The following is a 23,810-nucleotide window of genomic DNA, read 5'->3' as shown; positions in this document are numbered from 1 at the left end:
AAAGTTGAGAAATAATTTTTCAGTTAGTGCTATTATACAGATGGTTGGATTTCTCCATAGTCCAACTTGATTTTTTCATATTCCATTTTTATTAGTTAAGATTAAAAATCAAGTCTTGTAATCATCATTCTTAACTGATAAAAACTTCCTTTTTTAAAATCCAAGATTGAGCTGTCATCAAGCTCTTTTTTGGTATAAAGAAGAAAATTATAGAAAATATTCAAAATATTCAGCGATATTCAGCAAATATTCACTTTTCGTGGAAAAAAAGTAGAGAAAACAGTTATTTATATATAGTAAAATATCTATAGTTGAAAGTTATGTAAATGACCTTTCAACTTTGTGGACTCTTAAATGATATTTTCAAGTTCGTTTATAATCAAATCAATCTCATTTATTGAGTCCTCTCCCAAATAAATAAAAGAGCCAACTTGGCTCTTTTATTTTATCTAGAAATAAAGAAAGGATACTTACTATGAAAGAGACCATTCAATTAGTTCAGGATAATGAGCATGTTATTAATGAAAAAGCTTTTAGAAAAGAGAATGTAGAAAAACTTTTATCAAATCTTCGTTGTATAGATGTAGCAACAAATATTTTAAATCTTAATATGGAACGTGCTAGAAGCAATCAAAGATATTTGAAAGCAAAAGAACATAGTTCAATGGTATTTGATTTAAAATCAAACAAAGTGTTTTGGAATGCAAGAACAGGAAGTCAACCTCTCAATGTGGTTGACTTTTATTGTGAGTACAATCAATTATCTAAAGCTGAAGGACTTGCTAAACTTTTAGATTTTTATTACACAAAATATGATGGAATTGATAAGGATATTTATTTATATGATGAAGAGCTTGAAGAAACATATCGACAAAAAGAATTTGTTCTACCTATTGCCAATGAAAATAATCAAACAGTAATTGATTATTTAACACATAAAAGATGTTTAGATAAAGATTTGGTTGAGGATCTAATAAATAAGCATTTGTTATTTGAAGATACTTTCCATAACGCTGTATTTATATCATACGATTTAGAAAACAAAGAAAAGCCTGTTTTTGGTTGTCGAAGAGGAACTGGAGAAACTAAATTTCAATTAGATGTCTATGGTTCAAATAAGCAAAATGGATTCTTTTACAAATGTCCTATCCCTACAGATACATTGGTTGTTACTGAAGCAGTAATTGATGGATTGAGTTATGCTACTTTAACCAAAGATAATCCTAACGCTCATATCCTTGCATCATCAGGTTGTGGTTGTGCCCTATCAACTTTGAAATACAATCTTAAAAATAATGAAGAACTTAAAGATATTAAAAAAATAAGACTAATGCTTGATTTAGATGATGCTGGAAAAACAGCTTCCAATAAAATAATTGAAGCATATAAAAATAAATCTCTTTTTAAAATATCAGAAAATGAAAGTATTGAAGAAAAAGCATTTGATATTAAAAGTGTAAAATTCAACCTTAAAGGACATGAACAGTTAAAAATAAATGATCTTAACCAGCTTTTGCAAGTAAAACATTATTATGAAGAAAATGCTAGAAAAAGAGAAATCATGAAAGAACACCCTGAACGTTATACTGTTTTAAAAGTACACGATAGTTATGATTCAAAAATTGAACCAGTAGAAAATGAACAAAATGAAGAAATCAATGAACATGATGCACAAACTTTGTAAAAGAGCCAACTTGGCTCTTTTATTACATTAATTAGAAAGGAACATTTAAATGGAATATAAAGAAACACAAAACAGTATTTTATTCAAAAATGAATATGAAGAAGAATTTTTAAAACTAACTAAAGAATTTGGTGTTGACGCTGTAAGTAAAGCTTACTCTAATGATGAATTTTCTATATATTTCTTCTCATGTATTGAAGATCAGGATAAAATAAATAGTCTCATGAATTCATTAAAGAAAAAAACAAAATGTGATATTATTGAAAATTTTGATTTAGATAACAATGAACTTACTACTAGAACTAAAACTAATAGTGGATATAGAAAAACAACTAAATCATTAAAAGATCTAATTCAAAAAAGGATAAGCAAAGAAGAATTTTCTAAAATAAACGATAAATTAGACTATGAGCTTCTAAACAAAAATAGTATTCAAGAAAAGATAAAAGTACTTTCACATGAGTTAAAAGAAGATAATGTTAAATGTTATATTGATAATAAAACAGTAAATTTAGGTATTGGTTTCAGTAATCTCAAAAGGCTATGGCTTTCAATAGATATTGATGATCCTCATGATTCAATGACACATATTATCAAAAATCTTCAAAATAGAATACATGATGAAATCCAATCTTTAAACATCAACGAATGGGCAAAGGAAAGATATGAAAAAATAAATTCTGTACATCCTTTAGAATATTTTATGGATGATGCTACAAATCTTAAAGAAAGTTTAGAATCATTGAACGTTACATTGCAAGATTCTATGGAACTGTACTATTCCTATGTAAAAGACATGATTATTTATCGTGCAATGGAAAAATCTTTTTCGTGTAATTGGATATGTGATAAAAAAGATATTCAAGAACAATATCACCTTGATAACAATGAATTCAATCATGTTATTTCTCTTCTTGAAGCAAGTGATATGCTTACCTATTGCGAATATGATGAAGATACAAAACAAATTGATTTTAATTTAAGGACAATTTATAACATTGGCTATATTGATGAATATAGCCAGTTTGGTGATTATCATGATCTAAAAAATAATTATTTTCAAAATATATTTAATGAAAACAAAGATATGGAAGTCAAAGAATCTCATGAAAATTTTCCAAAAGTAGTAACTTGTAATGGAAAAGATACCCTAGCAGCGGATCGTGATTTTACTTGCTACAATGAAAAACATCTTGAATTTGCAAAAGAAGTATTTAAAGCGGATTATTTTGATGCTCTTTATCAAGATAATATCATTGAACATGAAATTACAGAGGAAATTGAACAAGACAATCAAATAGAACTTTAAAAAGAGCCATTTTGGCTCTTTTGTTTTTATATAAATAGAAAGAAGGATAAAAAATGGATACTTATTATACTATCAATAGAACATACGATGAATATGAAAATGAACCATATACAGTAACAATGAAAAAAGGTGACGATAATAAAACATATAGTGAAAAATTCAGAACAGAATTCGAAGCTTATTCGTATATCAATGATTCAAGGTTTTATGAAGTATTTCAAGCGTTAGACGGATTAGGATGGGCATATTCAGCAAATGGTGTGGATATTTTTACTGAATTTACTTCACCTTTAGGCGAAACCATCATAAATGATTTCACGGACATAACTTTTGATTATACAAAAATTGAATCTGTTCAAAAATTAAAATCTCAAATGAAACGAACTTATGATAAGTTTAATGCATATGAATTTGCTCTATCAAATTTACCAGATTTTAATTTAACTGCTAATGATCTAAAAGATTTTGTAGAGGATGGTAAAGCGATTAAAGATATATACTTAAGTGCTTATAAAGAACTAGATAAAATCGTTGATTGTTTACAAAATGATAAACAATATATCTTTAAACCTCATAAACAACAATCAAGCAGACGACTTAATTTAAACAATAAAATTGCTAATTGGCTAGTTGAACATCAAAGTGTATTAGATGACTTATCCTCATATTGTGACATTGAAACAGAAGAATTAATATCTAGCTTAAATACTAAGCAAAGTCCAAATATTATTTTTAATAATGGTACTCCTTTTAAAGTGATAATGCGTGATAATGAAAATCACGTTGCGCTTTTAAAAAATGAAGTGTCTAACTATTACAATGTTGCTTGTGATATAAATGATGAAACAGGTGAATGGTCAAATTCTCTTGTTTACAGTCAACGATTGGAAGTGGCAAAACAAGTCTATGCAAATAAGACCGCAGAGAAAATGGATTATGAAAAGTATAAAACGATACACTATTTGGAAGAAAATCATCCTTATCTTATGTATGACAACATTCAACAGATTGTTGATCATGCAAAAGTAATATATAGGAGCGTTGATGATGAAGCTGGTAAAAGGACTACATTAGAAGATTTAAGCGAATATATCGCTGGACTGTATGAAAATGAAGAATATCAATCTAATGGCATTGATTACCTTGAATGCCCAGTCTACTCTATGTCAGACAATGATATATTAGATAAATTCTACGATAATGATTACAATATCGAAGATGTAATTGAAGAAGATGAAGAACTAGAACTATAAAGAGCCAACTTGGCTCTTTTTAGTTATTTCAATAAAAGGAGATAAAAAAATGGGTGAAAATAGTAAAATTGAACAAATAAAAAAGATGTACCCTGAAGGAACAAAAATCAAGTTAAATTATATGAAAGATAATTACAATCCTGTTCCAAGAGGAACACAGGGTATTGTTGATCACGTGGATGATGCTGGGCAAATTCATGTTAAATGGGAAAATGGAAGTTCTCTTGCACTTCTATATGATGAAGATGATTTTGAAATTATCAATGAAAAGACAATTGAAAAAGCCTTTGAAAGAAAAATTAAATATATTGACAATTTTGATAAATCAGCTGAAAAGGAATCTACCATTGCTGAATTAAAAAAAGAAATCAAAGTAAAATGGTTTTATCACGCTGAAGCAAATGCTGGAAAGAAAGAAGAAGAAAGCTATGAACAATTTATCAACTGGACTAGAGATGTTATTAAAATACATGATATGTCAGATGATGAATTTGTAGATAAAATCTTATATGGTAATTCAAATTTTGCATCTATTGAAGATATAGGAATTGAAATCGTAAGTGACAATGCCAATAATTTTAGATATGAAATCATGCATAACCTACTTATAAATGCGGTTAATATGTCTACAGCCGATAATGATATGTGTTTGCTATCTATGACAATAGAAAAAACCAAAGACCTTATAGAACTCTCTAATGAAGAATTTATTAATAAGTTCTACAAGTTAAATCATGATGGTCTACTTACTGTCGATAATTATGTCAATGCTATAATGAAAGATGCTAAAGAAGATGCCCATTACAATAAACATACTGTAATACAGTCTTATGAATCTCCTATGATTATTGAGTATTGGAATGATTACAGTTCAACTAATGAAGATTTACCAGTCAATGATTTTAGATTAAAGATCGTAGATGAATATTTGCAATTTGCAGACAATAATAATAATTACATGAGTATTGATGACCCAGAATCCATTGAATCACTTAAAACATGGCTGAATTTAGCAATCGAAGTATTAAAAATGCCAGAAGAACAATTTTTATATGAGGTCGAAAACAACCAATACGAAAATGACAATATCAGTTTTATAAGCTTTATAGAAAAAAACAATCAAAAAATGAAAGTAACTGAGATCAATGGCAATGCCTATGTAACAAGTTTTCAACTCTATGATGCAACTGATGAAAAAACCGAACAGCAACACAATAAAGAAATTGAAAACTTTGAAATGTATATCAACGAACATTTAAAAAACTATAAATGTTATGTTCTACCAGAATACACCGACTTAGGACATAAAAATAAGATGATTGATGGTTATACTGATAAGCTTCATGATGTCTTTAATAATATTTATAATTCAGCCGACATCCATTCAGGTGTTGATCTATTCTTTAACGAAGAACAAGAACTTGTAGTTAAATGCTATGGAAGTATGTATAAATATGTTCCTGACGATGTTACTTTAGAAATGATTACTGAATATAAAATCATACCAGTAAATGGTAATAATGAAAAAATAAATCTGTTTGAAGAAATATTTGATAATCAACAAGAACAGGAATTAGAAGATGAATTAGAATTTTATATAGATTTAGGATAAAAGAGCCAAGTTGGCTCATTTCATTTTCATCTATAAAGGAGACTACAAAATGAAACTGTTAACAAAAGAACTTGAAAAAAAATTTGAAAAATATCCATTATACAGTCAAGATGGAAAAGGACTTGATGCTGAAGTAATTGCAAAGTTTTATAATCCATACGGACATGGTACATGGCTTATTACTGAAGGAGACAAACAGGAAGATGGAGATTATTTAATGTTTGGATATGTACAATTAAGTAATCCACATGATGCCGAATTTGGCTATGTTACATTAAAACAGCTAGAAAGCATTGAAATAAAAGCAAAACTGAATGGTATTCCTTTTACGATAGGTTCTATCGAAAGAGATATACATTTACCAGAACATTGTAATTTAAAACAGGCTATGGAATTAAGTGATATTGAAGTACCTCAGTTTTTAATAGATATGCAAGAAGAAACTGATGAAGTCTATGAAAATGAAGAAATAGAAATCTAAAAAGAGCCATGTTGGCTCTTTTTTGACAAAGAAAGGAGCTACCTATATGATAAACATTCTACTTAATAATGATTACCCACTAAAAGGAAATCTAAATTATTTTGAAGCCTATATGTTTGCAACTACTGAAAGACATTACAATAAACATTACATAATGAAAGGTAATATTCATTTATTTGATGGCACTAAAGATGAAGAAAAAATCTTTTCAATGGTTGAATTAGATAATAGAAAGAAAGCATTGAAAGAGTTCAATGATTCTAATAAAGAAGATTTTGAAGATAACTTTTCACCTGAACATTATTCAGTAGTTCTCATTGATTTTGAAGATGAAGATAATAATTACAATATTGATGAAGTTGATGAAATATATAAACTCATTTTAAGTGAATACAGTAAATTTCTTAAAGAGAATAAAAGAAAAGGTGCATTAGTACCCCACTTTTTCCAACATGATAGAATACCTCATTTGCATCTTATTTACCAAAAACAAGAGAGCAATGAATTTGTAAACCATCTATATAAAGTTTTTGGAGTTGAAGAATAATGAACACTATTCAAATGAATTTATTCGACTACTTTTATGAAGATGAATCATTTACAATTAAAGAAGCAACCGAAGTTATTAATACAGTCAAAGATATGAAAGTCAATGATGAATCTGTCAGAGCTAGAATCTATGAAGGTGTTGAACGAGGAATATTTTCTAAAATAAGTAGAGGTGTATATCAAGTAACTTCCCAAATTAAAGGAAAAGCAACAAGATGTCTTTTAATAAATGGTGATGGTAGAGATTTAAGCAGTATTCCTGATAAAAGCATTGATGCATTGTTACGGATCACCCCTATTCACTAGTTAAATCATTGAAAGGAGGAAATAGAAACTTTGCAAAATATGAGCTTTTTAGATATGAACAACATGATTTTACTGAAAAAAAACGTGTATTAAAAGAGGGAGCTTTCCTTGTTGAATTTCTTCCAGAAGAAAATGAAGATAACATGGAATATCTCTACAGTATCAAAAAAATGGCAAAAGATGCTGGATTTAGATATTACTCTAAGGTTTCATGGTCAAAAGGAACTTTTGTAAGCAATACTGGTAGAAAATCAAGCAACTGTGAAGATGTCATGATTTTCTCAAATGGCAAACCTAGAGAGTTGAGATTAAATCAAAAAAGAAATCTTCAAATTGCAAGAGAAAACAATTTAGATGTAAAAGGTAAAAGTTCTTATGAAGTTAGAGATATATTAGAAAAACATGGGTTAGAAATTCACTATATGTCTGGAACATCTAAAATGCTTCCTACCGCATTTGACTATCAACCAGCAAAAGCAAAAGAAAAAATACACTCTGCCGAAAAACCAGTTGAACTTTTAGAAGATATTATTCATTGCATTTCAAAGCCTTATGAATTGCTTTTAGACCAATTTGGCGGTTCAGGGAATTTTGCTATTGCTTCTCTCAATACAAATCGTAATGTAATTGTTATAGAAAAAGATGAAGAAACCTATGATAAGATGAAAGAAAACATTTTAAATAATAGTAATGATACAGTTCAAGAAGATAAAGAAAATACTATTGAAATAGAATTATAATAAAGAGCCAACATGGCTCTTTTAACTTTAATCAATAAAAAAGAAAAGAGGAAATAATTATGTACGTATGTTTTAAACAAGATTTAAAAAGAAATGTAAGCTATGTCGGAAATACTGACACAATGGCCATCGGTTATATTGAGGAAATCATTAATATCTCTGATACAGTTGATGAAGAACTTGTAAAGGAACTTGATGAAGATATGACTGTAAAATTAATGAAAGAAGGTCTATGTGATGTCGAAGAATAGTAAGAAAAAATGGACACCTACTCCAGAACAACTTGAAAAGTATAAGAAACAGGTTGAAGAAACTAAAGAACTGTCAAAAACAGCCATAAGAGATATTTTTGATAATTATAGAACCGACCAAGACAAGATGATAGAATACTTTCTATTTTCATCACGATTCTATAACTATTCACCTAGAAATACCGCAATGATTTTTCAACAAAACCCTCATGCTACATTTGTCCAATCAAGTGCATCATGGATCAAAATGGGTGCCTATCCGAAAAAAGGAACACACGGAGCAAGTATTCTTGTTCCACAGACAAAAAAGTTTATTATCGCTGATAAAGATACTGTTATAAAGTATCAAAAGCTTACTGATAATTATAGAGACACTATTTTGAGTACTAACGCAAAATATGTTGCTGTTGCCCTATCCGAAGCATGTGATGAAATTAAAGAAAAAGCTAAGGCTGGTGAGTATGATATAAAAGAAAAACTTGTATTTGGAAAAGGAACTGTCTTTGATATATCGCAAACGACCTATCCAAAAGAAAAATATCCAGAAATTTTCTCTGTTGGCATAGCGGATGAAAAAGCAAACTTTATGTGCAAAGCAATAGCAAATTACATTAATGAAAAAACCCCCTATTCTATAGAAGAGGTAGAATTGGATTCAATATCGTTAGGTGGATTCTTTTCACCTTCATCAAATGCAATTTGTATCAATACCATTTGTGAAGATACTAGAAAAATCTATGTTATGCTGCATGAACTAGGACACGCATTTTATCATAATCTAGAAGCTCAAAAAAGTGAGAAAGAAGATGGACAAAATACAAATATCCTCTTTACAACGGAGAGAAAAGAAATTGAAGCGGATATATTTGCTACAATGTCATTAGGAATGTATGGCTTTGAGTTAGATGACCAATTAAAGTCACATCTAAAAGGTAATTATAACTCATATATCAAACAACTTGAAAACGCTGGTAAATCTCATGAAGATATATCATTGGATATTGAAAAACTTTCAACTAATGTCATGTCAAAATTTAACAGTCATGCTAAAGAAATGAATCAATACATTGAAGAATATACTCTACAACAAGAACAAGAAACTTCTTTAGAAGAAGATGAAATTGTTGAAGAAACAGATGAAATTGAAATGAGTTTTTAAAAGAGCCAACTTGGCTCTTTTAAATCTATCAGGAAAGGAAAAAATAAAATGAATGAATTGTTAAATAAAAAAATAAATAAGTTAATATCTACCTTGAAAGGATCTAATATCAATGAAAATGTTGCTCTTGCACGTATCAAAGAGCTTTTCCCCAGCGAAGAATTCAAACATGAATTCATAGAAAACTCTACAGATTTTTATATTGAAGATAAAGAAACGATTCGTCTTTCTTCTAATAATGAAACTAAAATTGTTATTAGTTATCCTGAAGGTGACCGCTTGGGAAACAGCCTAGCGAATTCTGATACTGATATATGGATTGAATACCTAGATAATGACCGTATAGAAAAGATACCTTTGTTTGAATATAAACAAGTTGATGAACAAGGACTCAATATGATCAATGAAAAAATGGAAGATCTATTAAAAGAAAATAAACCAACCAAAAAGTATGTGTTATATTATATAAAAGATTATTTAGACAAATATCCTCCTAAATTACCAAACGATTTACTTGAAAGAACAGATGATACAATTTTGCTAGATAAAGATGTAAAAACAGCAGTAATAAATGCCATGAAAGAAATTGCCGAATATGATGCTGGTGAAGCCTATGACCAATATATGTATGGATCAAACGGTGGTATGGATGTTGAAAATTGGGAAATACAAACCTGTGAACAATTTAGGTTGACACATTTACCTGAAAATGTTGGAAGACTATATAAAAATGAAATTAAGGATACCTATTTACTGTACCCTGAAGCAGAAAAAAATTTACGTGAACTATTTGCTGAATATTCAGTTGAATTAGATAATGCAGATATGCTAAAAAATAACAAGGAACTTATCGCTTCTTATTTCAACGACATGTATAAGATAACAAAATCCCAAGAAATATTCATATCTAAATACAATGACTATTTTCAAAATTCACATGTTCAAAATGAAAAAATTGATTACAAACTATTAAATTTTGATAGAGAAGATTTTAGAGAATATTTAAAAAGCTATTGTATTTTAAAGCCTGTAAATCTAGAGGATATTGATACAGATATAGCACATTATAAATTTTTATTAAACCATAATAAGGATGTAATGAAATTATCAGAAAATAATATCTCTCCAAAAGATTTAGCATACAAAAGTAATGATGAAATAAACAACACACTTAATGAACTTGATGAACAAATAAATGTTAATAAAACTAAACTTAAAGATTTTCTAAATCAAGAAACACATTTCTTCCAATTTATAAAAAAGCATAAACTAGAAAATGAAAAACTAGATGTCATGAATGAAATAGCTCATAAAAAAAACATCAGAACTTATTTAAATTCACTGTTAGAAAATGAAGATGCTAAATTAAAAATCAATAGTTTAAAATCATTAAAAGAACTCGGTGAAATATATAACGAGCGGGTATCTCAATTAGATATGGCATATGATGAAATTGATAAAAACAACATTATTCAAACTCTCTCTTTCTTTGAAGACCTGCCTTTTAAATTGATGAAAAACCCCTCTAGTATTCAATTAATTTTAGATAATAAATTAGATGAAATTAAAGAAATAAATAAACGTTATCATGAAATTCATAGAGATATTGCTCGTTGTGAAGAAATTAAAAAACAAGCTATGCATGAAGTATTTGAAAAAGTTATAAATGAAGAAGAAAATAATCAATATGAAGAACAAGAAGATGAATATGAACTAGAAATATAACAAAGAGCCAACTTGGCTCTTTCTAAATTATAAGAAGGAAAAGCTATGAAAATAAATTATACAACTGCATCAACTAGCACTTTTAAACCTTTGTATGTTGCTAAAATATCATATAGCTCAAATGAAAAAGAATTATCGGTCAATCTTATGAATAAATTGATACAAAAAAATTTTGTAATCGTTGATTTAAATGATTGTCTTGTAGGATATATAGAAAATTACAATGAATATTTAGAATTGGCTATCAATATATGCGAAATAGCAAGAGCTGATAAAGAAAATAATCAATTAGGTTCCCCTATTTTTACACCAATAAGAAGAAATACATCAAAATTTATTCTTGAAAAAAATTTACAGGATCTAGTAGATTTTATTAAAAATAATAGTACAAATAAAAAAGTAAATGACTATATTTTTAATAATTTTATTTTGAATGGACATTATGATGTTGATTATAATAAAAGCAGTATTAAAATATGGCTTTCTTCTAGAAATTCCAATACGCTTAACTTTATTTACAAAAACGATTCAGATATATCAAAGGACTATTGTAAATTAGATATTGAACTTTCTCCTAGCTTACGAAGAAATATCTATCCGCATGAATTAAATTTATATACCAATGGAAAAGTAGGAAATAATCATATTTTAAATTATAAAGATATAATCAGCGCACCTCACGAAATCAATGAATATGACCTAACTTATTCTTTTGAAAATGATACATCATTATCTCTTAAAGATTTATATAACTGTTCAATTCAACTATTTGAAAATAAAAAGTTTCTAAATAAATTAACAAACAAATGCCTTGAATTAGCAAAACAAAGAAGCAATGATGCCTATACCAATTTGAAACTAGAAAGACTTGGATATGCAATAGAACACTCTGTTAGTGAATGGGAATGCAATCACGCAGAGCAGTATAAATATATTATTTATAAAGAACTTCCAAACAATATACGTTTTAAATATTTAAAATATTTTCAATCACAATTAGACAACATTCTTGACTGGAATAAAGAAATTGAATTTTCACCTAATACTTACAATAAAAAGATGTAGAAAAATCAAGAAATCAAATTTTAAAAGAGCCAGCTTGGCTCTTTTTGTGAAAACTAAATATTTTGACTTTATAGAAAGAAAGGATGATATGTATGAACTATAAAGGAAGCAAAGAAATATGTCTTGCATTAAAAAAGAATATTTATAAACTCAATAATCATCAACGGATGCAAATACTTTTATCTGTTATATCAGAAATTCCTGATTCACTCTCTTTAATTGGGCAAATGGGATTAATTGATCCTGACAGAGTTAGAGTACTTCTGGCAAAAGGAGCAACTGGATATACGATCTGTCAAGCATTGCTTAATATGATAGAAGTAAAAGCCCCCGACAGTGACGAACTTTCATTAAAAGTTTACGGATATGTCAAACCTATTACTCCTGCGGAACTCAACAATTTCATAGATCTTGCTGTTGAAAGAATTCAGCAACAAGAACTTGAAGGGTATGATTTAGAAGAACATCATCAAGAATACGAATTATCTCTTGATGAAATTGAAACATCAATGGGGTTATAATCATGAATAATTTAGTTAATACTATTGAAATCTATTCAGATTTAATGACTTCTAATAATCATGAAAAGGAAAATTTAAAAGAATATCTTATTGAAAATATAAAAGATAAATCATTCAGGAATGAATTCGTAAATGAAATCAATGATTTTATTTCTTCACCCTACTTTTCTTTTCTTGAATCAAGTTATAAATCTACAATAAACGAATTGATAAAAAATATTAATGAACAATTCAAAGAAAAACATATATTAAATAAGAATTTAAAAGGTAAAGTATATGAAAGTGCAATTACACTTGAACAGTATGCTACTTTACTAGATAAATTGCATGTTAAAGATATGGATAATATCTTTATATATGATATTAAAGAAAAAAATAATTTCATTAATGAAGGGAAAGTCGGTATTTTATTGAATTCAAATAATGAATTCAATATTATTGATATACCAGTTTCTATCAATGATCCTTTGCAAATGAAAATCGTTGAAGAACAAATAGCATCAATTATTACGCAAGAAAACATCAAAGAAAATCAACATGAAAATGAACAGCTTGAACAAGAAAACGATGATTTAGAAATTTAATAATTATTATGATACAATATCTATAAGGAGGTTATGCTTATGAAAAAATATAAATATCATGTATGTATAAAACAACCCTTTGAACATTGTGATCGTATTTTCCCAAACCAACAAAAATATGTATCAGAAATATTAAATTCATTAAAAAAGGATGAAAATATAAAAAAGATAATTATTTTTGGATCAAGTTTAAAACCTACTTGTCACATTGACAGTGACATCGATATTTATCTTGAACTTGATGAAAACAAGAGAGTCAACTTTCCTTTTATTACAAAGGCATATGATTACTGGAACAATTTTACAGTAGATGCTAATTTAAGAAATGAAATAAAGAAAACAGGAGTAACCATATATGAGCGATAGAACATACCTAGATATTGCAAAAGAAAACTTAATACTAGCAAAAAATATCTATGAATCGTTTGATGATGAAATCATGCTCAATTATGCAGGTTATCATTTACAGCAATCAGTTGAACTAACATTAAAATACATTCTTTTTATGAATGGTATAGATTTTCCAAAAGTCCAAAGCATTAATCAGTTAATAAATGTATTTGAAAAAAATGATATGTTAGATTTGATACCTGAATATATTGATGATAACAGTGATATGATTACCAACTGGGAATCACAAACAAGATATATATTAGATTATCAAATAGCTAGACGTAAAATAGTAAAAGCATTTCCTGAAATAGAAAACTTAATATCTAATGTCGAAGAAATGTATAAAGAATATGTTAATGAATTTGAAGAAGATGAACAAGAAAATAATTTAGAAATTTAAAAAGGGCTACTTTAGCCCTTTTTAATTAAAAATAGCATTATCGAAATCTAGCAAAAGAGCCAACTTGGCTCTTTCTATATAGCATATAAATTTAATAATTTATCTATCGTGGAAAAAAAGTAGAGGATTTGTCGATTTACATATGCTATACTACAAATGTAGAAGTTTTAAAAAGAATTTCTGCTTTTTATATTCAAATTTAATACAAATAATCATTGAAAAGAGCCAATATGGCTCTTTTCAATTTCCAAAGAAAAGGAGTATATTCATGAATAAATTAGAAAAAAAACTGATAGATCAATTAATAGAACAAAGTGAAAGCAACTACCCAATGCAAAACGCTGTTTCTGACTGCTATAAAGAATTTTTAAACAATAATCAAGTAAATGAACTTTCAACATTTATAGAATTTTATGAAAATATATTTGAAATTTCTAAAGAACAGGTACATGAATTATTTTCTAAAGAAAATATATCTATTAATATAAATGAAGCTATACGTGTTGTAACTGCTAAAAATCTATTTGAATGCTTATCTGCAAATGATGAAAGCTTTTTAGATTATCTGAAAGATAAAGAAAATCAAGTGTTAAATCAAGAACAAACACAAGATGACATTATCGAAATCTAGCAGAAGAGCCAACTTGGCTCATTCATCAAAGTAGAAAAAATGTTTAGAAATTGTCACAACTGTTATAATATAATAGTTATATAACAAAGATAAAGGAGAATTTATTAATGACAAAAAATGAATTAGTAGAAGCTATTGCTTCAAAAACTGAACTGACTAAAACTGATGTAGACAAAGTAATCACAAGCTTTGCTGACGTAATTACTGATGCACTTGTTAAAGGAGACAAAGTCTCTCTAAAGGGATTTGGTAATTTTGAAGTAAGAGACAGAAGCGCTCGTACTGGTAGAAATCCTCATACTGGTGAAACAATTGAAATCAAAGCAAGTAAATCCCCTGCTTTTAAAGCAAGTTCAGCATTAAAAAAAGCTGTAAATGAATAGGAGGAAAGGTCATGAAAACAAAAGAAGAAAGAGAACAAATTGTTGAAACAGCTTCTTCACTTTGCTCTTTAGATGGATACTCAAAGGACAAAGATTTGTTTCAACCATATATCGAAGGAACTAAATCATTAGATGATTTACTTCAAGAAGAATTAAAATCATAATCATTTTCAAAAGAGCCAACTTGGCTCTTTTGTTTTACTTACTAAATTGGAGGCAAAAAAGATGAATGAAAAACACGACAAATTGGATTTAAGCGATCCATTTTTTTCTTATGATAATCAATTAAAAAGATTTAATGATTTAAAGTATAAACATACTAATACTTTAAAAAATAAATTGAATATAAAATCAGAATCAAAATTAGCAATTAAAGAAGAAAACATTGTAAAGATAAAAACTGCTATGCTTATTGAGCAAAAAGAAAATGTTCTTGATCAAATAAAACTTGAAACTGAAGATGACAAAATCAATTTTCTAAAAGGAATCAATAAATTTATTTATGAAGATCTATATGATTTTGCTGGAAAGTTTAGAACAGTCGACTTCGCTGGAACAACCAAAGATGATTTTCAGCATTATATCGAACCAATAGCTTTAGAAAATTTTGACCTTGCATTTAATGAAGTGTTTCAAGGATTTGATAAAAATTATTACGAAAGATGTTCGTTAGATCAAAAAGTTGCCCTTTTCTCTTTTAATATGAGTAAGCTATTTGATATTCAACCCTTCTATAAAGGAAATGCCATTACAACAATACTATTCTCCCAACAATTTGCTGAAAGAGAATTAGGATTAGACATAGACCTAAATAAATTATTGTCAAATGATTTAAATGAATTGTTTGCTTTGGCACATGATATTGATTTAAAACCATTGATGGATGCAATGAATGAATGTGTAAGTGAACCTCATAAATATGATAAACTTTTTGAAGAAGAACATACAAATGAAGAAGTAGAAGAAATTAATGACGAACAATCTTTATAACATGTTTGTCTATGTACGTATTTTTTTAAAAGAGCCAACTTGGCTCTTTTATTGTAAAAAATAAGAATTACATCATCATATTTGATAATATTAAAAAAAGTTTATTTTTTTTAATTTTTAAAAACCCTTATTTTATGCTAGTTTCAGAAGATTGCTAAAATCATTCGTGGAAAAAAAGTAGAGAAAACCGTTTTTGGGGTATGCTATAATTGCTATAGTTGGAAGAAATAGATAAATCCAACATACAGTTGATCAAAAGAAACCATCTAATTCAATCAACTTAAAAAGTATATTCTTTCAGAAATCCACCTGTAGAATATATTTCAAATTCAAAAGAGCCAACTTGGCTCTTTTTAATTCTATTTAAAATATAGATGTTAAATATGAATCAAAAAAATTTTAAAATATATAAAAATTAAAAATCCTTATTCTATGCGACTTTCAAAAGAGTTCAAATTTTAATCGTGGAAAAAAAGTAGAGAAAACCGATTTTTAGGTATGCTAAAATATGTATACTAGGAGTTCCTAGAAAGGAATACTAGTAAACGTTTGGTTCATTAATAGTTTCTCTATAAAAAGGTGTGTTATCAAAACACCTTTTTATATAAATATATGATTTGACTTATGCCACCATTAGGAATAACATATAAGTAGATAAGGAACAAGTTGTTCATATAAATTAAAATGTGTTCCTAATGTGAGGTAAAGAAAATGAGCGTATTTATAAATAACAAAATTCAACTTATTAAGAAATTTTATACTGGTTCTTTGAAAAAACAATTGGATAAATATGATGTTTCAAGATCCAGCTTCTATCACGGTTTTGTAGAAAAAGAAAAACTACAGCCTATGTATGAAGAAGTAAGAGATAAAATTATGGTAATGCTTGATGTCATCATTGAAATAGAAGCAGTTGATTTTATTAAAAGTAAAAGTCCAGAGGAACGTAAAGAAATACTTGGAGCTGATGCTATTGTTGGAAAAGATCCAACCCCTATCATAACATCAAGCAAAGAATTCAAAAAAACGGATGGATATGTATTATTGAAGAAAGTAAGAGCTTTAGAAAAAATATTAGAGGAGATGGTAGAAGATGAATGATGAAGAAGATCCAATAGCAATATTTTTAAAAATAGAAATTAAATATTTGTTTGCCAAAATTATATTTTTAATTGCTATTATTTTAGTTATAGCAATTATCTCTGCATTTATTATATGTATTACAGGAATAAAATTATAAAGTTAATAATTTAAATAAAGAGCCAACTTGGCTCAATCATAAAATGGGAGTGTTGAATATGGAAGAAAAGAAACAAAATGTTATTGAAAAATATTTAAATACAAAATCAAAAAAAATCGCTGCTGGTTGTGTGGCTGGTGTTTTACTGATTGGAGGAGTTTATTATGTTACTAGAGATACTTCTCCTGATTTATCTTTGAAAAAAGAAGTTGTAACTGTTGAATACGGTCAAACATATAATCCTGTATTTGATCAATTAGTCAAGACAAAAGGACTAGATAAAGACGATGTTAAGTATCTTAAAAACAATGTTAAAATTAAAAATGGTATCAAAAATGAAAATCAGAAAGATTATCCAGCTGTTGGAAAATATAAAGTAACAGTTAAATATAAGGATGAAACAAAAACTGTCAAAGTCACTGTTAAAGATACAACCGCTCCAGAGCTAAATGTTCCTGATAATACGGAAGTCGTTAAAGGAACTGACCTATCTACTTTTGATTTCAAATCATTAATGAGTGCAACTGATCTAGCACAGTTAAATGAAATCCAAATAGATTATAGTTCTGTTGATGTCAATACTGCTGGTGAATATACAGCAAAAGCTTCTGTTGAAGATGTCAATAAAAATAAAACTGAAAAAGAATTTAAAGTGACAGTTGTTCAACCATCAACAGATGAAAATACTGAAACTACTACAGAAGTACAAACTGATCCAACAACTGGTCAAAAGAAAACAGTTGTTGTAAGTAAACCTAAAAATAACACAACAACTTCTAATAGAAATAGTTCCAGCAATAGTTCAAAGAGCAATACATCTAATTCAACAAATAATAGCAATAGTGGTTCACATGGAAGTTCAGGAAGTTCTTCCAGTAAACCATCCAGCAGTGGAAATACCGGTGGAAGTTCATCAGGATCTTCGGGTGGTAATTCAAGTACACCATCTCAACCTTCAAAAGTTTTGAAAACAAAATATTGGGCAAAATGTGATTGTGGATGGTATTGTGATACATACAAATCTTCTAAAGAGGCAAGTGATGGTTTGAATAAACATTTAGATGAAAATTTATACAATGACAAATGTCCGGGTCATGGAAGATACGGAGCTAGTGAGTATTGGGAATAGAATAAAATTATAAAAGACAATCAGAAGATTGTCTTTTTCTATACAGAAAGGAAATAATGAAATGAAAAACTATATATTCAAATGGGTGTTTCACCCATAGACAATCTACGGATTGTCTTTTTTTATTGTCAAAGGTCGTTTGATGCGTCAAACATAAAGCCTTTTTCACAGAAGTAATTTAATGCTCAAACTTGCATTAAGAAAATATACGTATATTTTAAATATAATTATAGGAGATAGAGAATATGAACAAATGGTTTAATAAATTTAATAAACTAACAAAAGTGTTCATCGTGATTGGAATGATATTCTCCATGTGTTTTTCTGCAGGAAACACTACTTCAGTAGAAGCTTGGGATAATACAATTCCTCATGAATTTACACGAATTAAAGAAATCAAATATCCTTGGTGGTGGTCTAAAAAAATTGGCTCTACTAAACAATGGTCAACAGTGATGACTAAATACAATGGTAAATATGCCTATTGTTTAGAAGCCAGTAAAAAATCCCCTTCAGCAGGAAATTATCCAGCTGAAGTCATTGAAAATAACGAAGCAGTTAGAAAGTTACTTTATTATGGATTTGGAGGACCTGGTTACAATCAAGCAGTAAGAGACATGTATACTATTGAATTGAACTCATGTGTTCCTGATGATTTTGGAGATAAGCATGGTAATTTCGATGACGGTGCTTATTTATTTACACATATCTGGTTATCTTATGCCTATAGTGGAGATCTAATGGGATTAAACCTAAACGATTTCAATAAAAAATGGCCTAATGCCGACGGAGTAAGCGGATATGGTGACAATATCTTATGGGGTTATAACTGGATCATGTCTCAGCCTGATATTGGTTATGCTAAATGGAATCCATCAACTGGAAATGGAAAAATTACAAATTTAAAAGCAACATATGATCCAGCTAATAGAATCCAATATACAAATACAGTTACACTTGAAGGAAGTAACGCACAAGCAAACTTAACATTGCAAGATGAAGTAACATTGCATAATGTTACTACGGGTGAAACACAAACAGGTGGAACTTATACTTTGAATGCAGGACAAAGCTTTTATTTGACTGCACCTAATAAAAACATCAGTGATTACCAAAGTGGAAATGTCGCTGGAGCAGGATGTGAAAATTTTACTGCTTTAGCAATCAAAGATGGCGGTTCAGGAACACAAACCGAAGGTTCATGGGAAATGGATCCTGATAGCGCAAGATTAGTTTATACTGTAGACTGGCTAGATTTTGGAGATGTTGAAATCCAAAAACTAGGTATTGGTCAAGATAATCACCAAAGTGGATTGATTGAAGGTTTGAATGGCGCTGAATTTACTTTGAAACTTCAAAGTGAAGTCAATGAAAAAGGTTGGGATAATGCAAGTACTTATGATATTATTACAACAGCCAATAATTCAAACGGTAAAAAAGGATATGCAACTACAACTAACTTACCATACGGCAAATACATTATCAGAGAAACAAAAACTCCTGATGGATACGTTACATGCCCTGATTTGATTTATGAAATCAGTAAAGAAACTGACAATATCACATTGAACAATGACATTACTACTGCCTATGTCAAATTAGTCAAAAAAGATGCTAAAACTGGTAAGACAGTATCTTTAAACAGTGCATCATTCAAAATCAAAAATAAAGAAACTGATGAATATGTAACTCAAAAAGTCGGAAAAACTAAATATTCTGTATTTACAACTAACAGTAAAAATCAAGTAGTCGTTAAAGATGAATACTCATCTTCAGATGATGAAGAAGGAAGTGTGACAACTCCTTTAAAATTATCTAAAGGTGAATATGAAATTACTGAAATCAAAACTCCAAAAGGATTCTTGGATTTAGATGCTCCTGTAGAATTCAGCATTTTAAATGAAGTTGATCTTACTAAAGATGATGATGGAGATAATGTAGTAGAAATCGTTATCAACAACGAACAACCTACAGGTTCAATCAAATTAATCAAAAAAGATTATGATACAAAAAAGACATTGAAAGATGTAGGATTCAAATTAACAGCTAATCAAGATGTAATTGATGATGCTGATGGTTCAATTATTTATCACGAAAATGAAGTCATCGGTGAATATACAACTGATGAAAATGGAGAAATCAATATTGCTGATTTACCAATCAATGCTGAAGGTAAAACTGTTTATACAATAGTTGAAACAAAACCATTAGATGGATATGCTACTGATGATACACCAATCAAATTTGAATTCAGCCAAAAAAATACAACTACTAAAGTATATACAGTAGATAAATCAATGACGAATGAAAAAGTTGAAATTCATACAACAGCAACTTCTGATGACAACCATGAAGCACAAGAGCAAGAAACAATCACAATTAAAGATAAGGTTTCTTACAAAGGATTAGTCAAAGGAAAAGAATATACTGTAAAAGGTGTATTGATGGATAAAGAAACTAATCAACCTTTATTAGTCGATGGAAAAGAAGTTACTGCTGAAACTACATTTACCGCTGAAGATAGAACTGGGTCTGTTGATGTAGAATTTACATTCAATGGTACAGGTCTTTCTAAAAAGAAAATCGTTGTTTTTGAAGATATGTATGAAAAAAACAGATTGTTAGCTAGTCATAGCGACATTGAAGATGAAGATCAAACTGTCAATATTATTGATATTCATACTTCAGCTAATGTAGAAAACAATAAAGAAATTACAGTTGATAACAATAAAGAAACTAAAATCAAATTAACTGATACCGTTTCTTATGAAGGATTGACTGTAGGTAAGGAATATTCTTTAACTGGTGTTCTTCATACCAAAGATGGAAAAGTATTTAAAGTAGATGACAAAGAAGTTACTGCTACTCAAAAATTCATTCCTGAAACTGAAGATGGTACTGTAGATGTTACTTTTGAATTTGACGTTAAAGATTTCACAGGTGGTTCTTTAGTCGTATTTGAAAAATTATTCAATGAAGATGGTAATGAAATTGCTAAACATGAAGATAAGGATGATGAAGATCAAACTGTCAATATCAAACGTACTGACAATGTAGAAATTTCAAAACAAGATATTACTACTAAAAAAGAATTGGAAGGTGCTAAATTAACTGTTAAAGATTCTGATGGTAATGTCGTAGATAGTTGGATTTCAGGTAAAGAACCTCATATGATTGAAAACTTGACTATTGGAAAAACATATACATTAATCGAAGAAATCGCACCTAAAAACTACAAAACTGCTGAAAGTATCAATTTCACTATTGATAACAATGGAACAGTCGTTCAAAAAGTCGTTATGTATGATGAATTATTACCAGTTGCTAAAAAAGTAAAAACTGGTGATGATACTCGTATTAACTACTATGTTGTGGTTGCTGTATTATCCTTAATTGCATTTTCTATACTATTTATTAGAAAAAAAAGCCATGAATAAAAAATAAAGTGACGTAAAGTCTAACCTATTCTTAAAGGCAAAAAATAATTTACATGCATGAGGTGGCTATTTGCCACCTCTTAATATTTATAGAGAAAAGAATAAACTTTTCTTTATAAATATTAAGAATGCAATTAATTTAGGAGATTGAAATGAAATATATAAAAATAACTATAATCATATTATTTATTCTGATTTTTACAACGGGATGTACTGACTTGATCAAAGATCCCTACTCTAAAGAAGATAGAATGAAGTTTCAAGAAAATATCACAATCAACTATGGAAAAAAGGATGTTGATACAACTAAATTCGTAACAGGCTATGACAGTTATAGTATCTCTGACATCAACAGACATAAAAATTCAAAAACAATTACAATAGATAATTATACAATTAAATGCCCTATTTTTTCTGCAAATAAAATGGGAAAACAAAAACTAGTCTATAAAGTTGATAATTACAGTTATCCATTGTATGTTACTGTTAAAGATAAAGAGAAGCCAATAATCGAATATCAAAAAAATATAGATTATACGATAGATGATAAGATCAGTATAAAAAAATTATTTATAATCAATGACAATCTAACAAAGAAAGAAAATCTAAAAATTAAATATAAAGGAAAAATCAAGAACAAAGTAGGAAAATATAAAATTATTTGTACTGTTGAAGATGAAGCTGGTAATAAAAATAAGGCTACATCAACCGTACATATTTATGATAAGCCTACTCTATCTATATCTAATAAATCAGTATCTTTAAAAGTAAATCAGGAAGTTCAAATAAACGCTTCTACTACTGGTAAAGAAAATAAATGTACTTATTCATCCGAAAACGAAGGAATCGCAACAGTAAATGAAAATGGTCTTGTAAAAGCAATTGGTAATGGTCAAACTATCATACATGTAAAAGCAAATGGATTAGAGGAAAAAGTAACAGTTAGTATTGAAAACAATCAGCCTACATCCCCTACTACTTCAAATGAAAATAATTCTAATACTAATAATAATAAAAATAATGATAATTCTAATTCATCTAACCCATCAAATAACAAGTCAAATTCAGGAACTTCGACTAATCCTAGTCAATATAACAAATATTTTAGTGGTAATTCCATTGATTCATATAATTCAGCATACAGCTATGCTGAAAGTATGATGAACAGTGGTAAAGTTCATGGTTATTCAGTTAGTCCTGATGGTAATGGATTTAATGTTACATTTAACTAAAGAGCCAAGCTGGCTCTTTTTAATAAAATAGAAAAGAGGATAGAGAATGAGCATCATTGATCAATCAAAAAAATATTGGATAAGTTACATAAGGAGATATGACAGTCAAAAATTTATTGATAAAACATTTGAAGAAATCGAATTTCTTAACGATAAAATAAGTCAATATCATATTGAAGAAAGAGAATATTTAGATAGAATTAAATATTTAGAAAAAAAGTTAGATATAAAAAAAACAAAGGTATATATGGTGAAAATCCTAAAGTCATGACATTATTTATAAAAGTAATTACTTTAGAAGGTAAAACCATTCAAAAAATATTCCTATACTTCATTATTCCATTAAAACAAATGAATATAAAGAATCAAAGCTTATATTCATTACAGCTAATGAGTATGAAACCGCTGTTTTTGAAAGAAGATATTATAATCATATCTATTACAAAATAGAAGGTGTCCATGAGGAAATACTAGAACTATAAGACAATCAAATGATTGTCTTTTTTTATACCTGAAAGGAGGTGAAAAAAATGCACGTCAAGGTAATGAACATAATTCTTGGAGCAATATTTTTTATTCTATTATCAGTAGCAGAGTTAATCTATTGGTACAATAAAGGAGATAAAGAATTTATTGATGTCTTAAAAAGGATTGGTATTTACGCATTAGTTGCTGTGTTTATCGCACTATTTACAACACTTTAGTCATTGAGCCATGTTGGCTCTTTTTTATTTAA

Annotated in this window: 27 protein-coding genes; all 27 read left to right on the top strand. The window is 28.3% G+C overall.

What is annotated here, in order from left to right; translation table 11 throughout:
* The first annotated feature begins 475 nt into the window (after window positions 1–475).
* The 27 genes from HUU89_RS00255 (at window position 476) to HUU89_RS00130 (ending at window position 23,778) form a co-directional block, all read left to right on the top strand.
* The gene (locus tag HUU89_RS00255; protein ID WP_175300666.1) at window positions 476–1,684 is read left to right on the top strand and encodes a DUF3991 and TOPRIM domain-containing protein; all 1,209 of its coding nucleotides are present in this window, start codon (window positions 476–478) and stop codon (window positions 1,682–1,684) included.
* A gap of 49 nt (window positions 1,685–1,733) precedes the next feature.
* A complete protein-coding gene (locus tag HUU89_RS00250; RefSeq protein ID WP_175300665.1) occupies window positions 1,734–2,993 on the top strand; it encodes a hypothetical protein in 1,260 nt (419 codons plus the stop codon).
* Window positions 2,994–3,046: 53 nt separating this feature from the next.
* Window positions 3,047–4,246, top strand: a complete 1,200-nt coding sequence (locus tag HUU89_RS00245) for a hypothetical protein (RefSeq protein ID WP_175300664.1) — start codon at window positions 3,047–3,049, stop codon at window positions 4,244–4,246.
* A gap of 49 nt (window positions 4,247–4,295) precedes the next feature.
* Window positions 4,296–5,858, top strand: coding sequence for a DUF4314 domain-containing protein (locus HUU89_RS00240; RefSeq protein ID WP_175300663.1), 1,563 nt, complete (start codon window positions 4,296–4,298; stop codon window positions 5,856–5,858).
* Window positions 5,859–5,907: 49 nt separating this feature from the next.
* Complete coding sequence (locus HUU89_RS00235; protein WP_175300662.1) at window positions 5,908–6,339, top strand: DUF2958 domain-containing protein; 432 nt, start codon at window positions 5,908–5,910, stop codon at window positions 6,337–6,339.
* Window positions 6,340–6,385: 46 nt separating this feature from the next.
* On the top strand, window positions 6,386–6,886 hold the full coding sequence (locus HUU89_RS00230) for a hypothetical protein (RefSeq protein ID WP_175300661.1): 501 nt from the start codon (window positions 6,386–6,388) through the stop codon (window positions 6,884–6,886).
* On the top strand, window positions 6,886–7,194 hold the full coding sequence (locus HUU89_RS14820) for a hypothetical protein (RefSeq protein WP_254697665.1): 309 nt from the start codon (window positions 6,886–6,888) through the stop codon (window positions 7,192–7,194). The genes HUU89_RS00230 and HUU89_RS14820 overlap by 1 nt, the downstream gene beginning before the upstream one ends.
* Before the next feature lie 8 nt (window positions 7,195–7,202).
* On the top strand, window positions 7,203–7,934 hold the full coding sequence (locus HUU89_RS00225; protein WP_254697664.1) for a DNA methyltransferase: 732 nt from the start codon (window positions 7,203–7,205) through the stop codon (window positions 7,932–7,934).
* 59 nt (window positions 7,935–7,993) lie between these two features.
* On the top strand, window positions 7,994–8,185 hold the full coding sequence (locus tag HUU89_RS00220) for a hypothetical protein (RefSeq protein ID WP_175300660.1): 192 nt from the start codon (window positions 7,994–7,996) through the stop codon (window positions 8,183–8,185).
* Window positions 8,172–9,344 carry an ImmA/IrrE family metallo-endopeptidase gene (locus HUU89_RS00215; protein ID WP_175300659.1) on the top strand — a complete coding sequence of 391 codons (1,173 nt, stop codon included), beginning with the start codon at window positions 8,172–8,174 and terminating at the stop codon, window positions 9,342–9,344. The genes HUU89_RS00220 and HUU89_RS00215 overlap by 14 nt, the downstream gene beginning before the upstream one ends.
* Window positions 9,345–9,401: 57 nt before the next feature.
* The gene (locus HUU89_RS00210) at window positions 9,402–11,069 is read left to right on the top strand and encodes a hypothetical protein (RefSeq protein ID WP_175300658.1); all 1,668 of its coding nucleotides are present in this window, start codon (window positions 9,402–9,404) and stop codon (window positions 11,067–11,069) included.
* A gap of 45 nt (window positions 11,070–11,114) precedes the next feature.
* Entirely contained in the window at window positions 11,115–12,134 is a 1,020-nt protein-coding gene (locus tag HUU89_RS00205; protein ID WP_175300657.1) for a hypothetical protein, read from the top strand.
* A 92-nt stretch (window positions 12,135–12,226) separates the two neighbouring features.
* Window positions 12,227–12,655, top strand: a complete 429-nt coding sequence (locus HUU89_RS00200) for a hypothetical protein (protein WP_175300656.1) — start codon at window positions 12,227–12,229, stop codon at window positions 12,653–12,655.
* A 2-nt stretch (window positions 12,656–12,657) separates the two neighbouring features.
* Window positions 12,658–13,239 carry a hypothetical protein gene (locus HUU89_RS00195; RefSeq protein ID WP_175300655.1) on the top strand — a complete coding sequence of 194 codons (582 nt, stop codon included), beginning with the start codon at window positions 12,658–12,660 and terminating at the stop codon, window positions 13,237–13,239.
* Window positions 13,240–13,278: 39 nt separating this feature from the next.
* Entirely contained in the window at window positions 13,279–13,605 is a 327-nt protein-coding gene (locus HUU89_RS00190; RefSeq protein WP_175300654.1) for a nucleotidyltransferase domain-containing protein, read from the top strand.
* Window positions 13,595–14,032: a HEPN domain-containing protein gene (locus tag HUU89_RS00185; protein ID WP_175300653.1), complete on the top strand. Its 438-nt coding sequence runs from the start codon at window positions 13,595–13,597 to the stop codon at window positions 14,030–14,032. Before HUU89_RS00190 ends, HUU89_RS00185 begins: the two co-directional genes overlap by 11 nt.
* A gap of 268 nt (window positions 14,033–14,300) precedes the next feature.
* A complete protein-coding gene (locus HUU89_RS00180) occupies window positions 14,301–14,663 on the top strand; it encodes a hypothetical protein (RefSeq protein ID WP_117788374.1) in 363 nt (120 codons plus the stop codon).
* An 80-nt stretch (window positions 14,664–14,743) separates the two neighbouring features.
* Entirely contained in the window at window positions 14,744–15,046 is a 303-nt protein-coding gene (locus tag HUU89_RS00175) for an HU family DNA-binding protein (protein WP_288651935.1), read from the top strand.
* Between the two features lie 11 nt (window positions 15,047–15,057).
* Window positions 15,058–15,210: a hypothetical protein gene (locus HUU89_RS00170; protein WP_158556453.1), complete on the top strand. Its 153-nt coding sequence runs from the start codon at window positions 15,058–15,060 to the stop codon at window positions 15,208–15,210.
* Between the two features lie 61 nt (window positions 15,211–15,271).
* Window positions 15,272–16,036: a hypothetical protein gene (locus HUU89_RS00165; protein ID WP_175300652.1), complete on the top strand. Its 765-nt coding sequence runs from the start codon at window positions 15,272–15,274 to the stop codon at window positions 16,034–16,036.
* Window positions 16,037–16,747: 711 nt separating this feature from the next.
* Window positions 16,748–17,137, top strand: a complete 390-nt coding sequence (locus tag HUU89_RS00160; RefSeq protein ID WP_175300651.1) for a hypothetical protein — start codon at window positions 16,748–16,750, stop codon at window positions 17,135–17,137.
* Entirely contained in the window at window positions 17,130–17,276 is a 147-nt protein-coding gene (locus tag HUU89_RS00155) for a hypothetical protein (protein ID WP_175300650.1), read from the top strand. Before HUU89_RS00160 ends, HUU89_RS00155 begins: the two co-directional genes overlap by 8 nt.
* A 58-nt stretch (window positions 17,277–17,334) precedes the next feature.
* Window positions 17,335–18,405: a hypothetical protein gene (locus HUU89_RS00150; protein WP_175300649.1), complete on the top strand. Its 1,071-nt coding sequence runs from the start codon at window positions 17,335–17,337 to the stop codon at window positions 18,403–18,405.
* A gap of 245 nt (window positions 18,406–18,650) precedes the next feature.
* The gene (locus HUU89_RS00145) at window positions 18,651–21,842 is read left to right on the top strand and encodes a VaFE repeat-containing surface-anchored protein (protein WP_175300648.1); all 3,192 of its coding nucleotides are present in this window, start codon (window positions 18,651–18,653) and stop codon (window positions 21,840–21,842) included.
* Between the two features lie 251 nt (window positions 21,843–22,093).
* Window positions 22,094–23,074 carry an Ig-like domain-containing protein gene (locus HUU89_RS00140; RefSeq protein ID WP_175300647.1) on the top strand — a complete coding sequence of 327 codons (981 nt, stop codon included), beginning with the start codon at window positions 22,094–22,096 and terminating at the stop codon, window positions 23,072–23,074.
* A 46-nt stretch (window positions 23,075–23,120) separates the two neighbouring features.
* Window positions 23,121–23,345, top strand: coding sequence for a hypothetical protein (locus tag HUU89_RS00135; RefSeq protein WP_175300646.1), 225 nt, complete (start codon window positions 23,121–23,123; stop codon window positions 23,343–23,345).
* Window positions 23,346–23,604: 259 nt separating this feature from the next.
* Complete coding sequence (locus tag HUU89_RS00130) at window positions 23,605–23,778, top strand: hypothetical protein (RefSeq protein ID WP_175300645.1); 174 nt, start codon at window positions 23,605–23,607, stop codon at window positions 23,776–23,778.
* Window positions 23,779–23,810: the final 32 nt, after the last annotated feature.

The sequence above is a fragment of the Faecalibacillus sp. H12 genome (assembly GCF_013361255.1).
GTDB classification, from domain to species: domain Bacteria; phylum Bacillota_I; class Bacilli_A; order Erysipelotrichales; family Coprobacillaceae; genus Faecalibacillus; species Faecalibacillus intestinalis.
This window is presented reverse-complemented; position numbering and strand designations above follow the sequence as displayed.